This is a genomic window from Dolichospermum sp. DET69 (assembly GCA_017355425.1).
GTDB lineage: Bacteria > Cyanobacteriota > Cyanobacteriia > Cyanobacteriales > Nostocaceae > Dolichospermum.
The window spans coordinates 2,478,915-2,496,909 of the sequence record CP070233.1 but is presented as its reverse complement, the minus strand read 5'-3'; the positions used below and the strand labels follow the sequence as shown (position 1 = coordinate 2,496,909).

Here is a 17,995-nt window from a genome sequence, read left to right as displayed (position 1 = left end):
AAGACTAGAAAACAGCTATTTCCTCTTTTCGCTATCACTAAAAATTAGCGATAGAATAAAGATCATTCTTATCAATATATTAAAAAGGTCACGTTAGTAGTAGATAAACTTTATGAACACAACATCAGTAAAAAATCTCTACGATCAAGATTTTTATCTTTGGGTTGAGGATACTGTTAATAAGTTGAAAGCACGAGACAATGAGCATTTAGATTGGGATAATTTAATTGAAGAGGTAGAATCTTTGGGTAAAAGTCAGCGGAAAACAGTGCGGAGTTTTTTGGTGCGTTTATTGGAACATTTATTAAAGCGGTGTTATGTACCAATGTCTGACTGTTATCGGGGTTGGGAAATTGAAATTAGGAACTTTCGGCAACGGTTACAAATTGAATTAGAAGATTCACCGAGTTTAAAAGGGTTTGTTTTAGAAATTTTGGAAAAAAGTTATGAAATGGCTTTAGAAAATGTCAGAGATGGTTATCCTGATGTTTATTTTTCTGATGTTTGTCCATTTTCTAGTAATATAGATGCTTTGTTAAATAAGAGATTTTGGGAAGAATAGTAATGGTTAAAATAAGGAAAAATGACCCTTACTTTTAATCCAGAGAAGTACAAGGAATTATTAACAGCATATCTCCCCAAAATTATCAAAACTCAAGCTGAAAATGAGCAAGCTTTAGCTATTGTGGAAGATTTAATGCACCGAAAACGCAGTCCTGAAGAAGATGAACTTTATCAATTATTAATTACTTTAATTGAAAAATTTGAACAAGAATATTATGAGATTAATCAACAAAACAATCCTCAGTCTATGTTGTTGTTTCTTTTGGAACAATCTGACAAAAGCAAGGTTGATTTACAAGCTGTTTTGGGTTCAGAAAGCTTTGTTGATAACATTTTAAATGGCAGAGAGGAAATAACTCTAGAGTTAGCCCAAAAACTGGGAGAATTTTTTCATGTAGAAGCAGATTTATTTCATGAATAGGATTTATTCGTTCGGAATATCGGCTTTTCAGGAGGTAATTGTACAATGGATAAGTTAGAGAAATACAGACAAATTATAGTTAGTATTGTGAAAAAACACGCTCAATATAATCCTAGTCATGTTTATCTGCAAATTTCACGGTTTATCTACAAATGCCATACCACAATTGGGACAATGAATATCAAAGCTACTCCAAACAGATGTTTTATGATAGTCCCAATAATAGCCATGTTTAAATAATTTTGTTGAACAATTCCAGCAATAGTTTATGTGTGTTTGATGCCCACAAGTTCTACAGTCTGATGTGTATTTTTTTGCACCTTGTTTTGGGTTAAGATTTATGCTGGTACTACCACAATTCAAACAAAATAAATTATTAGTAGGTTTTGGATCTTTTGTAGTTCCATTGTTTGCATTTTTATTACTTTCTAAAAGATACTCAAAAGCCATTCCAATTAATTTTTTAAGGTTATCTGTAAAATTTGGTTTATGCGTAATATATCCATATTTGTGAAATGGAAATGTGGGTTTTTGTTCTTCTTCACCAAAATAAATTTTATCACCTCCATGATTTGTCATTTTTACTGGTTTCTTTTCACCAGTTAAATCATTACAGGGGTGTAGGATAAAAACATAATGATCACTGTCACTATATTTATCATTTAAATTCTTAATCTCATAGTTCAAAGATTTTTTATAATTATAATTTTTAAATTTAGCATCAAGCACAAGATAAATTTTGCTATCATTAATAGATATTTCCAGAATAAAATCAGGTCTTTTATTATTTGGGAGTGTTTTTTGATAATATAAAGTAATTGTTCTCCCATTCAAATTTCCTTCAAAATTAATAGTTACCTGATTATTCAAGTTATTATTTTCAGGATTAATAACTTTTAGAAGTGTACGAATATCCTGTAACTTGTATTTAAATCCGTATGGTTCTTTTAATGTCTTAATTATAGAAACTAAACACCACAATTCATAAACTTGAGGTATTTCTCTCATACCATAAGTTGTAGCTTTTTCATAAAGATCAAAAACTTCTAAGTCTATTCCTTCAGATTTTAATATTTCTTTATATGAGTTTAAGGCATTTCGATAACTTATATTTTGAATAAAAGTCATTGAAGGTGTAAAACCTTGAATATTTTGCCATTTAATAGTTTTAAAAAATGTCTTTTTTCTTCTTTGTTCTATTAAGGGTAATAATTTTTGTTGTTCTTTTACCAATTCATCTAAGTCTTTAATTTGCTTTTTAAGTTTTTTTATATCATTTTCTAGAGTTTTGATTTGGTTTTCTCTTTCTATTTTTTCTTGTGGTTCTAATTCTCTTTGCCAATGTGTTTTTTGAAAATTATTATAATTTAAACGTTGTTTATGAATTATTTTTTCTTGACTGGAAGTTAAATATTTTAAACTACTTGCTTTTACATTGGTAATGATGTACTTATTTCTTACTATTCCCCGAATATTTGGTGGAAGAATAATTTTTTCATAAGCAAAATAAATTTCTATTTCCATCAATTTGCCTTCTTCAAGAATACTATTTGTATCTTCATGAAACTCAAAAACACAAAATTCTTCCTGTATATGAATTAAGTCATCTTTTTGCCAACAACAATTAACCCACCAACTTATATTTCCTCTGAATACGCTTTTACTTACTACTTGTATTTTAGCATAATAAAAATTATCCCCTACCCCTTTATATTTGCTTAAAAATATATTTCTATTTATTTCCCAATTTTGCATCCAAATTTGGAAATCACTTTCTTTCTCACTCATTTCAGATAGTAGCAAATCAGCATCAACTTTGATAAAAGGTTCTTTTAACTTTAAAATAGTTTCTTCTCTTCTTTCTATATCAAACATTAATTTTTGTTTTTGTCTATCACTAAAATTAACATTTTTTGAAACAATTTCATATATACTATTTAACATCAAACATAAATAGCGATTTTCATAAATATTGTAATTTTCAATAAATGTTTTTGAAGGTAATATCCTAGAACTACCACTAACACTTACTAATTTTCTGTAAGTTTCAGCAATAGGTTTTACTTTCTCTATTTTGGCAATACCTTTTGAGGTTAATAATTCAGATTTAGGTTTTTTTTCAATTGCATCATAAGCTTTTAAAAAATCAATAATTGACTTACTTTCTGAATAACGGAATATTTTATCATGGTATCTCAACTCCGATCTACTAGAAGTTATTTTTGATTTTTTAGAGGTAATTAAATTCCATAATTCACCCTCAAAATCATTTTTAAGTTGTTCAAAGTCAAAATCCAGAATATTGCTATTTATATCAATTGAAATAAAATTGTTTAAAATGCTAATTTCAATTTTACCAATTGTATTTATAGAAGGACAATGATGATATCCAATTCCCCTTTGTCCTATTTCCCATTCTTCTTTTTTAATTATCCACAAATCATCTTTCAACTTAAAAAGAGAATCATGATATTTTCCATCACTACCTTTTAAAAATGGTGTGTGCGGTGTTTTTACACAAAACTGAAAATACTTACCATCCTCTTTGGTATAGAGAACAATATCATATTCATAAGTATTTATATTGCCAGGTTTTATTGTTGGTTTCAATGGCCTTGCGCTTTTGGTGATACTTAAATATTTGTCGCGTGACTCCCATTCAACAGAAATCATTAAAACTTCAAAATCTTTCATCATGTCTTTCCTTTATATTATGCAAAAAAGTTAATTTCAGAGTCAATTTGAGGGTTATTTTTGGCGTTTTTTATCATTTCTGATAGAAAATCATGTGAGACTTTACCTATTTCTTCACTACCGTCTGTTTTATGGTAATAATCTTTAAACAGAGTTTTGAGATGAGAAATGAGAAGTTCTAATATCTCTAATTTACTACTACCATTTTGGGAAATTTTGCTACTATCAAAGGAAAAGCGAGGTAGGACTTTTTGAATAATGATAATATTTAGGGAAATTTTATCATTGTTAGCGTAATTTTCATAAACCTGGTGATTAAATTTAGCATAGTTCAGTGATTGACGAATAGACCTAACACCAAAGTCAATATTTAAAGGTAACAGAAATTTTTCATTTATTTCTTTTAAATTCCTACTAATGTAGGAATCATCCATTTTAGGATATTCTTCCCTTTGGGAAAAAACAACTGGGTTCACATAAACCGGTGCTAACTTCAGATCATATTCTGAATTTTCAAGAAATCTTCTTACCTTTTCTTCATAAAGTAGTGGATTTTCAAACTTTACAATATGTACACGATCTAATATCTTAGGTGAAAAGTAATTTGTGGTTTCATCAACATTAATAGCACCAATAAATCTGACATTATTTGGTATCTTGATAGTAGATGGAAATTTCAAAATATCCATTAAACGTCTTTTTGTTTTGGTGTGTAATTGCAAAAGAGATTCTTTCTCATTGTTACCAAAAATTTCTAAAAAGCGCGTTCTTGCCTTATCATTGTTTAAAAAGTCCTGCCAAGATTTTATTTCAATATCCTTAGCACTGTTTTCAAGCAGGTTTAATAAAGTCTTAAATTCTGATATGAATAATTCTTCTTCATGTTTGGCATATAATTCAATTTCTGGTTGATTACTGCGTTCTTCTAATTTTGAAAGAAAGTCTGCAAAGTAATATTCAACTCTTGCTAAATTCATCTCATCCAGGCAAATGAGATATAATTGATCTGGATTGTGAATAGCCTCTACTATTGCTTCTGTGAAAGGGGTGGGCAGAAAAGACATCTGAATAGGGTTATAATATCCAAGCAAATCATCTGAACTTGTCCAATTAGGTTTAACAGGTATAATCTTGGCAACACCACCCAATGCTTCCGCAAATGCTTTGACAATTTGGGTTTTACCCGAACCTGACAAACCACTCAAAACAATTAAATCATTTGTTCTTAATAGGGTCAAAAAATTTCTGATCTGAAATCTTGTATAAATCAGATTTTTCTGATGAAATAAATATTGATGTACATGATCTGCTAATTGTGAAAAATTATTTTCTAATTCGTTGTCAAAACTTAAATAATTATTAGGAATGACGTATTTTTCTCTGGATAGTGAAATATACTGTCTTTCCTCATCCTCGCTCAAAAATTCTAAATTTCGGCAAATATTAATCTTTTGCTGAAGAATTTTTATGGTGTTTTCCATTTCCGTTTTTTGATTTATTATTTGGTCAAGTTGTATTTTATTGGACTCTATTTTTTCACTCAGTTCCGATATGAAACCATCATTTTTTGAAATTTCGGTAATTTTTTGAGTAATTGTTTCCTCGTAATCTTTAATTATCTCATTTAATTCGTTAATTTGATCATTCTTTTCCTTTATAGCTTTGACAAGACTATTTAATTTTTCTCCCTGTTGAACTCTATCAACAGTAGTTTTTAATAAATAAGGATTGTTCCTTTTTTTCTTTTCATTTAGGCTGGCTAATTCACACTCAAAATAATACCGTTCACCTTTTTCTAATTCATAAGGATCGTAAATAAATATATCATCAAGATCATCACCGTTAGGATATTTTATTTCTCGTCCGTTATGATCAAGAACAGATTTAAAATATCCTAATGATTCATTACGTAGGCTTACAGTTAGCACTCCAGATAATACAAAAGATGAAATTTGATTGTATTCAAGAATGTCCTTAATCAACTCACTATCGGGTTTTGCTAGTAGTTTATTAAGTTCCTGTTCATCATTTTCAGTCATAGGCTATTCTATGGTAATTGCGTTTTTATGCTTATCAGTAACTAAGATTTCCTTTGCCATTAACTTAACTATGGGTGTTGTTAACGTCCAAGCATTGTTACTGAAAGTATTTATATCAGTCTTTTACATTTATATAATATACAACTATCTATCGTTTGGAGCAACTATACGGTTAAATACTTAAAAAAATTAATCAAGTAGTCAGGTAAAGCAATTTATACATTTACTACCATTCCGCAGGTTATGGATAATGCCACGCTACGCTATCAGAAACTCATCAACTTTCTTGTGAGTTGACTCAAACTCGGAAATCTTCTTTAATCTCAGGCAAAAAATCCCGTTATCAGCATAAGCTAACGATTAGGTTATTAGTAAACTGTAAAAGTCATCTAACATCTAGCTACTTTAACATCAAAAGAGCGATACCTTCGGTAAGCTAACGCTAACGCTTTCCTGTATCTATGGAAAATAAAGGGCAATTACAGTATAATATAAATAGCTTTACCCCTGAATTTCTATGAAATTAACAGAAATTTTACCCTCACTGCAAAAATTATCTCACCAAGAAAAAATCAAAGCTATTCAATTTTTAGCTACAGAATTAGCTCAAGAACAACAAAATTTAGCAACAGAATCACTTGAGTATGGTGAGATAAATACAGAGTTAAATTTTCAGACTCTTAGTGAAAAAGATATGATTGAGCAAAGCAAATCTGCTTTAGAAACCTACCTCCGTACAGATTCAGGAGTCAAACATGAACAAGTATAATTTAATTGATACATTCTTAAATCGTGGTTAAAAACAGCCTATACTAACGTATAAAACGAAGATGTAAAGATACATAAAAGACAATCAGCATAACATAATAGTACATTTATTCTAGGACTTCTCAAATCAGCAAACCGGGAGTTATTATTGCTGTTTGCAAATTTCTAGCATTTCAGGTTGCGATCGCTTCCCAAACTTCGCTACAATGTCAAGGCTGTGGGTACGTTCAAAATCGCTGAGGATCAAGCTACACTTTTTATGAGCCACCCTGCGATACCCAAATAACTAAGATTTTACAAAGAAAAGCGAAAAACAATGGCGAAACGTGTGCAATTAGTTTTAACAAAAGATGTTACCAAGCTGGGAAAACTCGGCGATTTGGTAGAAGTAGCTCCCGGTTATGCTCGTAATTACCTCATCCCTCAGAGTTTAGCCGCTCGTGCTACACCAGGTCTGCTCAAACAAGTAGAACGTAGACGTGAAAAAGAATATCAAAGACAATTAGAACTCAAACAACAAGCAACAGAGCAAAAAACAGCTTTAGAAAATATTGCTGGTTTAAAAATTGCCAAGCAAGTTGGTGAAAATGAAGCTATTTTCGGTACTGTTACTACCCAAGACATAGCAGATGCGATTCAAGCAGCAGCTAGTCTAGAAATAGATCGTCGTGGTATTACCATTCCCGATATTAGCCAATTGGGTACTTACCAAGCTGAAATCAAGCTGCATTCTGAAGTAACAGCAGTAATTAACATTGAAGTCGTCTCTAACTAACGGTGACTTAATTAATCACCACAGATGATATATCTGTGGTTATCAATATTTTTTTATTGGTTTTGGATAATTAGGTTAAGAGTCCAAAATCACTAATCTCTTATTTAAATTTTATGGCTGAAGAACTAAGTTTTCAAGGTGATGGTAGTAATCGCCTACCTCCTCAAAATATTGAAGCAGAGGAAGCTATTTTAGGGGGTATTTTACTAGATCCAGAGGCAATTGCGCGAGTGAGCGATCGCCTAGTTCCCGAAGCATTTTATCTTAGCGCCCATACAACCATCTATCAAGCCGCCCTCCGTCTCCATACCCAACAAAAACCCACAGACTTGCTTTCCATAACCAGTTGGTTGACAGACAATGATCAATTAACTCAAATTGGTGGCAGAAATAAATTAGCAACATTAGTAGATCGTACAGTTTCAGCCGTAAATATTGATGCCTTAGCAGGGTTAGTCATGGAAAAATACCTGCGACGGCAATTAATCAAAGCCGGGAATGAAATTGTTCATCTTGGTTTTGAAACAGAAACAGAATTACCAATTGTTCTGGATAATGCTGAACAAAAAGTTTTTAATGTTACCCAACAAAAAACCCAATCAGGATTAGTTCATATTGGTGATACCTTAATTAATACTTTTCAAGATATTGAAACTCGTCATCAAGGTATTGCTTTACCAGGAATACCTTGTGGTTTTTATGATTTAGATGCTATGACTAGCGGTTTCCAGCGTTCTGATTTAATTATCGTCGCTGGGAGACCGTCAATGGGGAAAACGGCCTTCTGCTTAAACCTAGCACATAACATTGCAGCGGGCTATCAATTAGCCGTTGCAGTTTTTAGTTTAGAAATGTCTAAAGAACAGCTAGTACAAAGACTATTAGCTAGTGAAGCAGGAATTGAAAGCAGTTATTTAAGAAGTGGCCGTATCAGTCAAACCCAATGGGAACCTTTAAGTCGTGCCATTGATAAACTCTCAGACACTCCACTTTTTATTGATGATACGGCAAATATTACAGTCACACAAATGCGGAGTCAAGCACGAAGATTGCAAGCCGAACAAACTAAAGAGTTGGGATTAATAGTAATTGATTACTTGCAATTAATGGAAGGTAGTAGTGATAATCGTGTCCAAGAATTATCGAGAATTACCCGTTCTTTAAAAGGTTTAGCGAGAGAATTATCTGTACCAATAATTGCGTTATCACAGTTAAGTCGCGGAGTGGAAGCAAGAACTAATAAACGCCCAATGTTATCTGATTTGAGAGAATCGGGCTGTTTGACTGGCGACAGCTTAGTCACATTAGCAGATAGCGGACTACAATCACCAATTAGAGAATTGGTAGATAAATCCAATTTTGCTGTTTGGGGATTGAACGAAAATACAATGAAGCTAGAAAGGGCGATTGTCAGCAATGCTTTTTCTACAGGCATAAAATCGGTATTTACTTTAAAAACTCGATTAGGAAGAAAAATCAGAGCTACAGCCAACCACAAATTCCTCACGATTCATGGCTGGAAAAGGCTTGATGAATTAAGCACTAATCAACATCTTTGTTTACCAAGGTATTTACCTGGTTCTGGCGAACAAACCATGACTTATGCTGAAGTTGCGTTATTAGGGCATTTAATTGGTGATGGTTGCACATTACCACGTCATGTCATACAGTACACTACAAGAGAAATGGATTTGGCTGAAACCGTTGTATCTTTGGCGAAAGAATTATTTGGTGATGCGATTTCTCCCAGAATTTCACCTGAACATAACTGGTATCAGGTTTATTTGCCTGCAACAGAGCGACTAACTCATGGAGTTAGAAACCCAATAGCTAAATGGCTGGACTCTCTGGATATTTTTGGATTAAGGTCTTACGAGAAATTTGTTCCTCAAGTGTTATTTCAGCAGCCTGAAGATTTAATAGCCTGCTTTCTAAAACACCTATGGAGTACAGATGGATCTGTAAAATTAGTAGAAGGGAAAAGTCCAAGACCGATTGCATATTATGCAAGCAGTAGTGAAAGACTAGCTTTTGATGTTCAGACACTTTTGTTAAGATTGGGAATTAATGCAAAACTCAAAATGATTCCTCAGCCTGGTAAGGGTAGAAATCAATATCATGTAACAATTACTGGTAAGCCAGACCTTGATTTATTTATTAAAAAGGTTAAGGCAGTAGGAGAATACAAACTAAGTTCATTACAACAAATTTATGAGCATCTTGAAAACTCTATTCATAACACTAACAGAGATGTAATTCCTAGAGAGGTATGGAAAACACTTGTTGTCCCTTCAATACAAGCTATTAATATGACAACGAGAGAACTACAATTTTCTTTGGAAACATCCTATTGTGGTTCTACGCTTTACAAAGCAAACTTAAGTAGAGATAGAGCTTTGAAAGTTGGCAATATTGTTCAATCTAAACAATTAATTGCTCTTGCTAATAGTGATGTTTACTGGGATGAGGTTATCTCAATTGAATTAGATGGAGAAGAAGAAGTATTTGATTTAACAGTTGATAAATTACATAATTTTATTGCTAATAATATTATTGTTCATAACTCAATTGAACAAGATGCGGATATAGTAATGATGTTATACCGTGATGAATATTATTCACCAGATACTCCAGATAGGGGAATTGCTGAAGTAATCATAGCCAAACATCGAAATGGACCAACAGGAACAATTAAACTATTATTTGATCCACAATTTACAAAATTTAAGAATCTAGCTAAACCAAATAATAATTGGTAATATGTCAAAAAAAAATTATTTCAGCTTGATATTACTATTTATTTCTATTAATATTAGTAGTATTCAGAAAATAGCCCAAGCACAAACACCAGTTGCCCAAGTTAATACTACTAAACAAATTTGTCCTGCTCAATTACCGTCAGCAATCAATACTATTATTAATAGTCCTCAATTTAGTCGAGTTCGTTGGGGTATTTTAGTTAAAAAATTATCATCAGCAGAAACTCTTTATAGCCAAGATGCTAATAAATACTTTATTCCTGCTTCTAATATAAAGCTGTTTACTACCGCAGCAGCATTACAACAATTAGGAGCAGATTTTCGGATTCGTACTTCCATTTATGATGATGGTAATGGTGTTTTGCGTGTGGTGGGAAGGGGAGATCCTAGTTTCAAAAACACTCAATTAACAATATTATCAAAACAATTATATCAACAAGGAATTCGGCAAATTAATCAATTAATTGCTGATGATAGTTACTTTCAAGGTGAAGTAGTTAATTCTAGTTGGCAATGGGAAGATATACAAGCTGATTATGGCGCACCAATTAATAGTTTAATTCTCAATGAAAATGCTGCTATATTAACTTTTTCACCCCAAACTGTCGGACAACCATTAAAAATAAAATGGACTGAACCAACAGAAGCATATAGATGGAAAATTGAAAATAATTCCCTAACTACTCCAGCAAATGAACCTGGTTTTGTTGAAGTAAATCGTGACTTAAAAGGACAGATTCTGAGAATTAAGGGAAATTTACCTGTAGATTCTCAACCAGATATTACAGGTTTAGCTGTATTTGATCCAATTGCTAATTTTATCAGACAATTTCGTCAGAATTTGACTAAAGAGGGAATTACTGTTAAAGAAACTGTGAACAGTCATCTTAGTAGAAATGATAAAGAAATAGCCGCAGTAGAATCACCACCTTTATCTGAATTATTAATAGAGACAAATGTGAATAGTAATAATTTATATGCTGAAGCTTTATTAAGAAGTTTAGCTATTAAAAAACCAAAAGAAAGAAATCAAAATACTGCTGATGTTGGATTACAAATGCTGAGAGAAAGTTTAACTCAAATAGGAGTTGAACCAGAAGGTTATGTAATTGTAGATGGTTCTGGTTTATCTCGGAAAAATTTAACGACTCCAGTAGCTTTAGTACAACTTTTACAAGGAATATCCAAATCACCTCAAGCAGAAACTTTTCGTGCTTCCTTAGCTATCTCAGGTGTCAAAGGGACGCTAAAAAATCGGTTTCTGAATACTGCCGCTGCGGGAATTGTACAAGGAAAAACAGGTTCAATGACAGGAATCTCCGCCCTTTCTGGGTATATAAATGTACATAACTATGAGCCATTAGTTTTTAGTATTATGGTGAATCAATCTGAACAACCTGGTAAAGTTATGAGAACAGCAATAGATGAAATTGTGGTTTTATTAGCTAATTTAAAGCGGTGTTAAAGAAGGAAAAGGAAGAAAAAGATCCCCGACTTCTCTAAGAGGATGTTTTAAAAGTCATGATTGATGTATCAAATATCTTTTTACCCCACCCTAACCCTCCCCTTGGAAAGGGGAGGGAACTTGATTTTCCGGTTTCTTGACAGAAACGAATGGTTGTACCCACCTTTAGCTGGTAGCATTGAAAAAAGGAGGGAACTTGATTTTCCGGTTTCCCCCCAATATATCCTACGGTGTACACACAAGTTATCGAATCACTATTATTTCTCAAATTACCCCACCCTAACCCTCCCCTTATGAAGGGGAGGGAACTAATTTTTCCGGTTTCCCCCAAATACATCGGGGGGATTAAGGGGGGTAATTTAACTTGTTGGTTAAAGTTAAAAAATTATCGAAAAATTAAGCGATGCTACCCCGTTTTCTGGCTTCTTTGTTGGAAATACCAACATTTTTTATCCCGGCTTTAATCATTTGTCGTTCTAAAAGGGCAAAGAAACGAGTTCTATCAGCACCTCTGACTACAGCCTGATTGTGGGCTTCCGCAATGGCCACAGGATAACCATATCCTTTATGTACCTGTGCCAGCATTAACCCTAGTGCTTGATCAAACATGGTTGAATTCTCCACAACCCAAGCGGGAACTTCAATGCGGGCTATTTCTGTACCGACATGAACGTAACAAAAATAAATAATTTGATCGTCGTACAATTCTAAAATCCGCGCATTACTTCGCCATAGTGGTCCACGCTGTCCGGGTTGGAGTTGGGTTGTCCATAATGCCGTATCTCGCAATGTATCAAATTTTTTACAAGGCACGTATTCTAGTTGATTGGGACAATGAGTGATACAGTCGGGAACGGGATGAGGACAAGCTAAAAAGCGTAAAAAATTGGTAGCATCTATGCTACGAGAGGCACTAAGATAACCCATTATGGGAATTTGTGCCTGCCGGAGTTGTTGCCAAGATTCTAAAACGGGGGGTAAAATGAGATCCCTGGCCTCCATCGGTAACTGATCTAAAAACCAGTATATTAACGAACCATCTATCATCGCTAAAGTCGGGGCTTCTGTCTTCGTACTACAAGCCAATTCTGCTAATACTGTAGCCTCAGAAGCGGTACGCCGAAAACCCATCCATTCGTCTGTTCTAATTCCCCACTGACGGGATATATATAAATCTTCAGGGCGATAAAATACCTCCGGTATACTATCGAGAACAGGGTGAAGATTTTGACCATAGTGTAAAACAACTCTACCGATATTTAGTAAATAACAATAGGCGATTTCGTGATGATTGGGGGAGATTTGCGAACCATCTGTTGAAATGACAGTATGAACTTTGGGGGGAACAGGAATAGTAATACAGGTGTCGAGAGGTTCAATGGGTGTAGCATTAGCAAAAATAATCCGATGTCGCCATTCTTCTTGCCGTTTAACTAACTCCTCTTGACATTCAATAGCCGTTTTTAAATATTGTTGTGCCAATTCCAACCGCTGATGACTTGCTGCCACTTCTGAGGTTAAATGTTGACTAAAACCTTGCATTTGTTTAGATATTTTTGTTAAATTGAGCATGGTAGTTGATTGTATTTGTGTGAATGTTATTATAATTAATAACTATATGCTAATAATTGGAAAAATAGTGTTATGAAAAAATGGAAATTAACAATTGTAACTCTCATATTAGGAACTATATTATATAGTCCAAAGGTGAGGGCTAAAAATTTAGCAAATATTTCTGAATCCAAAATAAAATTCTCGTTGTTAGCACAATCTGATCTTAAAGAGGCAATAATTTATTTTCATCGAGGAATTAATAAACATACATCTGGAGATATTAAAGGGGCAATTGAAGAATATGATGAAGCTTTGCGGCTGCATCCTAATTTTCCTGAAGTTTACTATAAACGAGGCATATCTCGCCATAAATTAGGAGACTTAAAAGGGGCAATTACAGATTATAATCAAGCAATCAGTCTTAATTCTAATTATCCTGGTATCTACAATCATCGCGGATTTACACGCCGTGATTTGGGAGATTTAAAAGGTGCTATGGCAGATTTCAACCAAGCATTAAGTCTTAATCCTAACTTTCCTGAAGCTTACCAAAATCGGGGCATTATTCGCAATCTTTTGGGTGATAAACAGGGAGCAATTACTGATTTAAAAACAGCAGCTAACTTATTTCAACAACAAAAAAGAATTATTAATTATCAAGAGGTAATTGATTTAATTCAAAAGATTTAGATCCCCGACTTCTTAGAGGTTGTTTGATAGCGAAGCGTGGCGTTAGCCATAAAGTATTAGATGAAACCGATAATCTCCAAAAACCTAACCCCCCTGCCCCCCTTCCCTAGGAGGGAAGGGGGGTTTCAAAGCCTCTCTCCGCTTCGGGGAGAGGTTTACAAGAGGGGTTTATTTATACATTAAAAACTTTTCAAACATCCTCTTAAAGAAGTCGGGGATCTAGGTTTATTAGGTTTACAACCAAGTGGAAAAATCGTGAGCAAAATGAGAAAGTGATATTAAATGAATGCGTTGATCATTTTTTCCTGCTTCCCGTTCTGGTTGAGTGTTATAACCCCAATCTGCTAGAAAAAGTTGCACATGATTTAAGTCTGATTGCTGTTGGACTAATTGTAATGTTTTTAGTCTATCTTCCACAAACCATAAACTTACATTTTGGGTATTTGCCTTCTCAATTAATTCACGCAAAGTTTCATATTTTGGGCGTTTTACTTCCTTCCCAAAAATATTTTCTGGTGGTAAATTAACTCCTTCTTGTTGTAACAATTGCTTGACAAATCGCCCTTCTTTGGTAGTGACAATATATAACTGAACTTCACTTTCAAGAGTTATTTTGAGTCTTTCTATCACACCTGGATAGAATCTATGGAGACTTAACCAACCATTTAAATCTGTTTGAATCCATTCATCTCGTAGATGATCTAATTTGGTAGAAACTGCTTTTGCCTCTAACTTATCTGCTGCTAAGATTTGGGGAGTGATGTTTGTCCATGATTGCAGAATTTGATCATCATTAAAACCCTCAATTAAGGCTTTAATTAAAACAGGCATTTCCCAACCAGTTTCAATTACAGGACGTAAGCGATAGAATCTCAAAGCTAAATCATCTGGTGGTGTATCGTTAATCGGCGACCAAATTTGACAGTAGGTACGCCACGCTACCTCAAAATATTCAATTAGTCCGTCGCAAACCACTCCATCAAAGTCTAAAGCCAAAATCGTGGGACTATTTGCTGTCATTGTTCTGAGGTTAAAAACTGCTTTTGTTAGCTTACCGCATCTTCATCTCTGGATATGTAGCGATTAATCTATGAAATAGGGAATAAAAAATAAAGTTTTTTTAAGGTTTTTTCGGTATTTTTATGGAAATAGGGGAAAATATTGATGTATTAATATTATCAACTGACTCAAACCGAGTCAGACCATCAGATATTAAGGTGTAAATAGGAGCATCAAAACCATGCAAATCAAGCTGATTTCCGAAAATAAACTGACAGAAGAGCAGGAAGAACAGGTTTTTACCCTGCCGGTAGCTATCGGACGAGATATAACTCAACTTCCTGCCGTCCTCAATGGTGAAACGGTGTCTCCTGTAGTTTTATTGGACTCTAATAAGCAAATTTCTCGGTTTCATGCTCAAATTACCTTAGACAACAATGAGCTTTATGTAGAAGACAAGAGCGCCAATGGGACTCAAGTTAACGGTCAAAAGCTACTTAATCAACGTCAGACTTTAAACAGTGGGGATAGACTGGGAATAGGTAATCATACCATTACCGTTATTCTCATTCCATCTGGGGATGAGAATGCTACCGTTGTACTGGAAAATAATTCCACAATTTTTAACCCCCAATCTGAGATTATTCCCGTATCTAGGGTGGGGAAATTACCAGATTCTCAATCATCCATCATTTTTAACCCTTATACGGATGCTTTAGAACAGCAAACTCCCGATGCTGTACCTAGTCAACCTGCGGGTTTTCCCTATAATCTCAACTTTTGGAATGGACAAAAGGTTTCCCCAGAAGCTATTCATCGCAGTGGTATTTTAGTCAGAGAAACAGAATATGTGGCCTGCGGGGGAGGAATGGGCAGTTTTGTTTGGGTGGATATGTTGAGAATTGCGGGAGTTAAACCAGAAAATATTAAAGTTTTGAGTGTTCAAGACAAACCTTATAAGCGCTATGAAAGCCTACTAAAAAATTGTCAAATTCCCCGACATAAACGGATTCGTTCTGGTTCAGATTCCTGTCCTGATAATATTTGGGGATGGCCAGGATATGCTTTAAGAGATGTTTGGAGAGCCTTTTTTTCTGGACAAGTTGGTGCAGCTTTAGGATTTTTGTGGCAAGTTTTTGCCGAACCTGTTTATGCAGATACTTACACCCCTCGTGGAAAAGATGTATTTGAGTCCATGGACCGGGAGAGCGATCGCATTGGTTGGGGTAAAATGTTAGAGTATGGCAGTATCCGCAGTCTACGACAAACGGAAGATGGGCGTTATTGTATTGCCTATTCCACTTCCAATCAAGAAGACGGAAATCACCAATTTTTATTAGCTAAATATGTCCATCTCTGCACAGGTTATCCAGCAATCAAATTACTAGAAGACCTAGAACAATATCGTCAAGAATATCCCGAAGAAAGAGGAAATTACAAAACAGTAGTTCAAGGTTATGAACCCCATGATCATATTTACCAACAATTAGAAAAAAAGGGCGGTACTATTGTCCTTCGAGGGTCGGGAATTGTAGCTTCACAAATATTAGAAAGGTTGTATGAAGCCCGAAAAATGCAAGGGAATATTCAGGTAATTCATTTAAACCGAGAACCGCGCAAAGGTAATCAATTTGAGCAAGCTAAACGCTATGTAGAAAATGATTGGGAATTTCAACCTTTTAACTGGCCAAAAGGAACTTGGGGGGGTGATATGCGGACAATGTTAGAAGCTGCTGACCCGTTAAGACGAAGGGAATTATTACAGGGTTGGGGGGGAACAACCACAGCCAGTCGTAAACAATGGCGCGACATTATTCGTCAAGGAATAGCCCAGAAATGGTATGAAATTCGTTATGGTTTCGTCACAAAACTAGAACGTAATTCCCAAGGTCAAGTTATTACTCATGTAGTCACTAATAAAGGTCAAAAAACCCTAACTGCTGATTTTGTTATTGACTGTACAGGATTGATTTCCAATCCTTTAGAAAGTCCATTTTTAAAAGACCTAATACTGCATTACGATTTAGAACTAAACCCACAAGGACGTTTTCATGTAGAAAACAACTTTGAAGTCAAAAAACTGCGAAATAATCGTTCTCGCATATATGGGGCAGGAATTATCACATTAGGCGGTCCCTACGCCCCCGTAGACACATTTTTAGGACTACAATATGCTGCCCATCGTTCTATGGAAGCATTGGCGGCTGCAAAAGCTCCAGGAGTCCGCTATATTCAGGGAATTTATTCTCTTTGGCAATGGCTAAAATGGGCATTGAATCAAAAGCCTTAATTTAGAGGATGTTTTAAAAGTATTAGATGAAACCGATAATCTCCAAAAACCTAACCCCCCTGCCCCCCTTCCCTACGTTAGCGCAGCGTGCCGAAGGCTGGGAAGGGGGTTTTCAAAGCCTCTCCCCGCTTCGGGGAGAGGTTTACAAGAGGGGTTTGTTTATACATTAAAAACTTTTCAAACACCCTCTTACACATATTATAGGATAATAAAATCATCATGACTCCAACTTTATTCGGACGCTGGCAAACACGAATTTTTTTGTTAGCAACGGTGGGAATGTTAGTTTCTCTGCTTTTCTATGGGGGATATTTAGGCATTGCCTCCAACTTAGTTTACTTTTGGGTCGTCTTTTATGTAGGTTTATTTGGCATTGCTTGGGATGTTTTGTATGATTTTCTGCAAAAATATCTCTGGGACCATGACTGGCCTGGAGTATTTCAACTTTATGCAGGAGTTATAGAAGGGGTATTTCTGGCTTTAATAATTGCCAATATCGGTTTACCGCATATTCCTAAAACCGAATTTGACTTAACCAGATTTATTCAACATTATGGTTTAGTTTGGTTAGCAGTTTATTTATCTGCTTGGGTAGTCATGCGGTTATTATTTCCCCGGTGGCGTTTTCGCGGTGGAGAATGGATTGGTAAATGGCCGAGAATTTCTTAGGGATTTATTCTTGCCACTTTTCCATAATTCCATTTAACATCTGTTCAAAAAATTCCCTCTTGAGGAAACCGGAATTTACCCCCCTTAGTCCCCCTTTGTAAAGGCTACGGTGTACACACAAGTCTTCTAGAGTTGCCCCACAACGTTTAGATCCCCCCAACCCCCCTGAAAAAGGGGGGCTAAATTCTTCAAAGTCCCCCTTTTTCAGGGGGATTTAGGGGGATCGGATAACGTTTAGCATCCTGTCTAGAGATGTGTGTACACCGTAGCTTGTAAAGAAACCGGAATTTACCCCCCTTAGTCCCCCC

Annotated in this window: 13 protein-coding genes; 9 read left to right on the top strand and 4 right to left on the bottom strand. The window is 34.8% G+C overall.

Features of this window, described 5'->3' with window-relative positions:
• Positions 1 to 112 precede the first annotated feature (112 nt).
• A complete protein-coding gene (locus tag EZY12_11500) occupies positions 113 to 562 on the top strand; it encodes a DUF29 domain-containing protein (GenBank protein QSX70133.1) in 450 nt (149 codons plus the stop codon).
• 21 nt (positions 563 to 583) lie between these two features.
• Positions 584 to 985, top strand: coding sequence for a hypothetical protein (locus tag EZY12_11495; protein QSX70132.1), 402 nt, complete (start codon positions 584 to 586; stop codon positions 983 to 985).
• Between the two features lie 135 nt (positions 986 to 1,120).
• Here EZY12_11495 and EZY12_11490 read toward each other — a convergent pair whose 3' ends face one another.
• Complete coding sequence (locus EZY12_11490; GenBank protein QSX70131.1) at positions 1,121 to 3,682, bottom strand: hypothetical protein; 2,562 nt, start codon at positions 3,680 to 3,682, stop codon at positions 1,121 to 1,123.
• 14 nt (positions 3,683 to 3,696) lie between these two features.
• Positions 3,697 to 5,718: an AAA family ATPase gene (locus EZY12_11485; protein QSX70130.1), complete on the bottom strand. Its 2,022-nt coding sequence runs from the start codon at positions 5,716 to 5,718 to the stop codon at positions 3,697 to 3,699.
• Between the two features lie 517 nt (positions 5,719 to 6,235).
• On the opposite strand from EZY12_11485, the gene EZY12_11480 reads away from it, so the two are divergent.
• The 4 genes from EZY12_11480 (at position 6,236) to dacB (ending at position 11,485) form a co-directional block, all read left to right on the top strand.
• The gene (locus tag EZY12_11480) at positions 6,236 to 6,487 is read left to right on the top strand and encodes a hypothetical protein (protein ID QSX70129.1); all 252 of its coding nucleotides are present in this window, start codon (positions 6,236 to 6,238) and stop codon (positions 6,485 to 6,487) included.
• A gap of 315 nt (positions 6,488 to 6,802) precedes the next feature.
• Positions 6,803 to 7,261 carry a 50S ribosomal protein L9 gene (gene rplI, locus EZY12_11475; GenBank protein ID QSX70128.1) on the top strand — a complete coding sequence of 153 codons (459 nt, stop codon included), beginning with the start codon at positions 6,803 to 6,805 and terminating at the stop codon, positions 7,259 to 7,261.
• 113 nt (positions 7,262 to 7,374) lie between these two features.
• The gene (locus EZY12_11470) at positions 7,375 to 10,020 is read left to right on the top strand and encodes a replicative DNA helicase (GenBank protein QSX70127.1); all 2,646 of its coding nucleotides are present in this window, start codon (positions 7,375 to 7,377) and stop codon (positions 10,018 to 10,020) included.
• Between the two features lies 1 nt (position 10,021).
• Entirely contained in the window at positions 10,022 to 11,485 is a 1,464-nt protein-coding gene (gene dacB, locus EZY12_11465; protein QSX70126.1) for a D-alanyl-D-alanine carboxypeptidase/D-alanyl-D-alanine-endopeptidase, read from the top strand.
• Between the two features lie 396 nt (positions 11,486 to 11,881).
• Here the strand turns inward: dacB and EZY12_11460 are convergent, their stop codons facing one another.
• Positions 11,882 to 13,057, bottom strand: a complete 1,176-nt coding sequence (locus tag EZY12_11460; protein ID QSX70125.1) for a DNA double-strand break repair nuclease NurA — start codon at positions 13,055 to 13,057, stop codon at positions 11,882 to 11,884.
• A gap of 72 nt (positions 13,058 to 13,129) precedes the next feature.
• On the opposite strand from EZY12_11460, the gene EZY12_11455 reads away from it, so the two are divergent.
• Positions 13,130 to 13,729, top strand: coding sequence for a tetratricopeptide repeat protein (locus EZY12_11455; GenBank protein ID QSX70124.1), 600 nt, complete (start codon positions 13,130 to 13,132; stop codon positions 13,727 to 13,729).
• Positions 13,730 to 13,963: 234 nt separating this feature from the next.
• Here the strand turns inward: EZY12_11455 and EZY12_11450 are convergent, their stop codons facing one another.
• Positions 13,964 to 14,749, bottom strand: a complete 786-nt coding sequence (locus EZY12_11450; GenBank protein QSX70123.1) for an HAD family hydrolase — start codon at positions 14,747 to 14,749, stop codon at positions 13,964 to 13,966.
• Between the two features lie 220 nt (positions 14,750 to 14,969).
• Between EZY12_11450 and EZY12_11445 the strand changes: the two genes are divergently transcribed.
• Positions 14,970 to 17,018, top strand: a complete 2,049-nt coding sequence (locus EZY12_11445) for an FHA domain-containing protein (protein QSX70122.1) — start codon at positions 14,970 to 14,972, stop codon at positions 17,016 to 17,018.
• Positions 17,019 to 17,237: 219 nt separating this feature from the next.
• Complete coding sequence (locus EZY12_11440; GenBank protein ID QSX70121.1) at positions 17,238 to 17,687, top strand: hypothetical protein; 450 nt, start codon at positions 17,238 to 17,240, stop codon at positions 17,685 to 17,687.
• Positions 17,688 to 17,995: the final 308 nt, after the last annotated feature.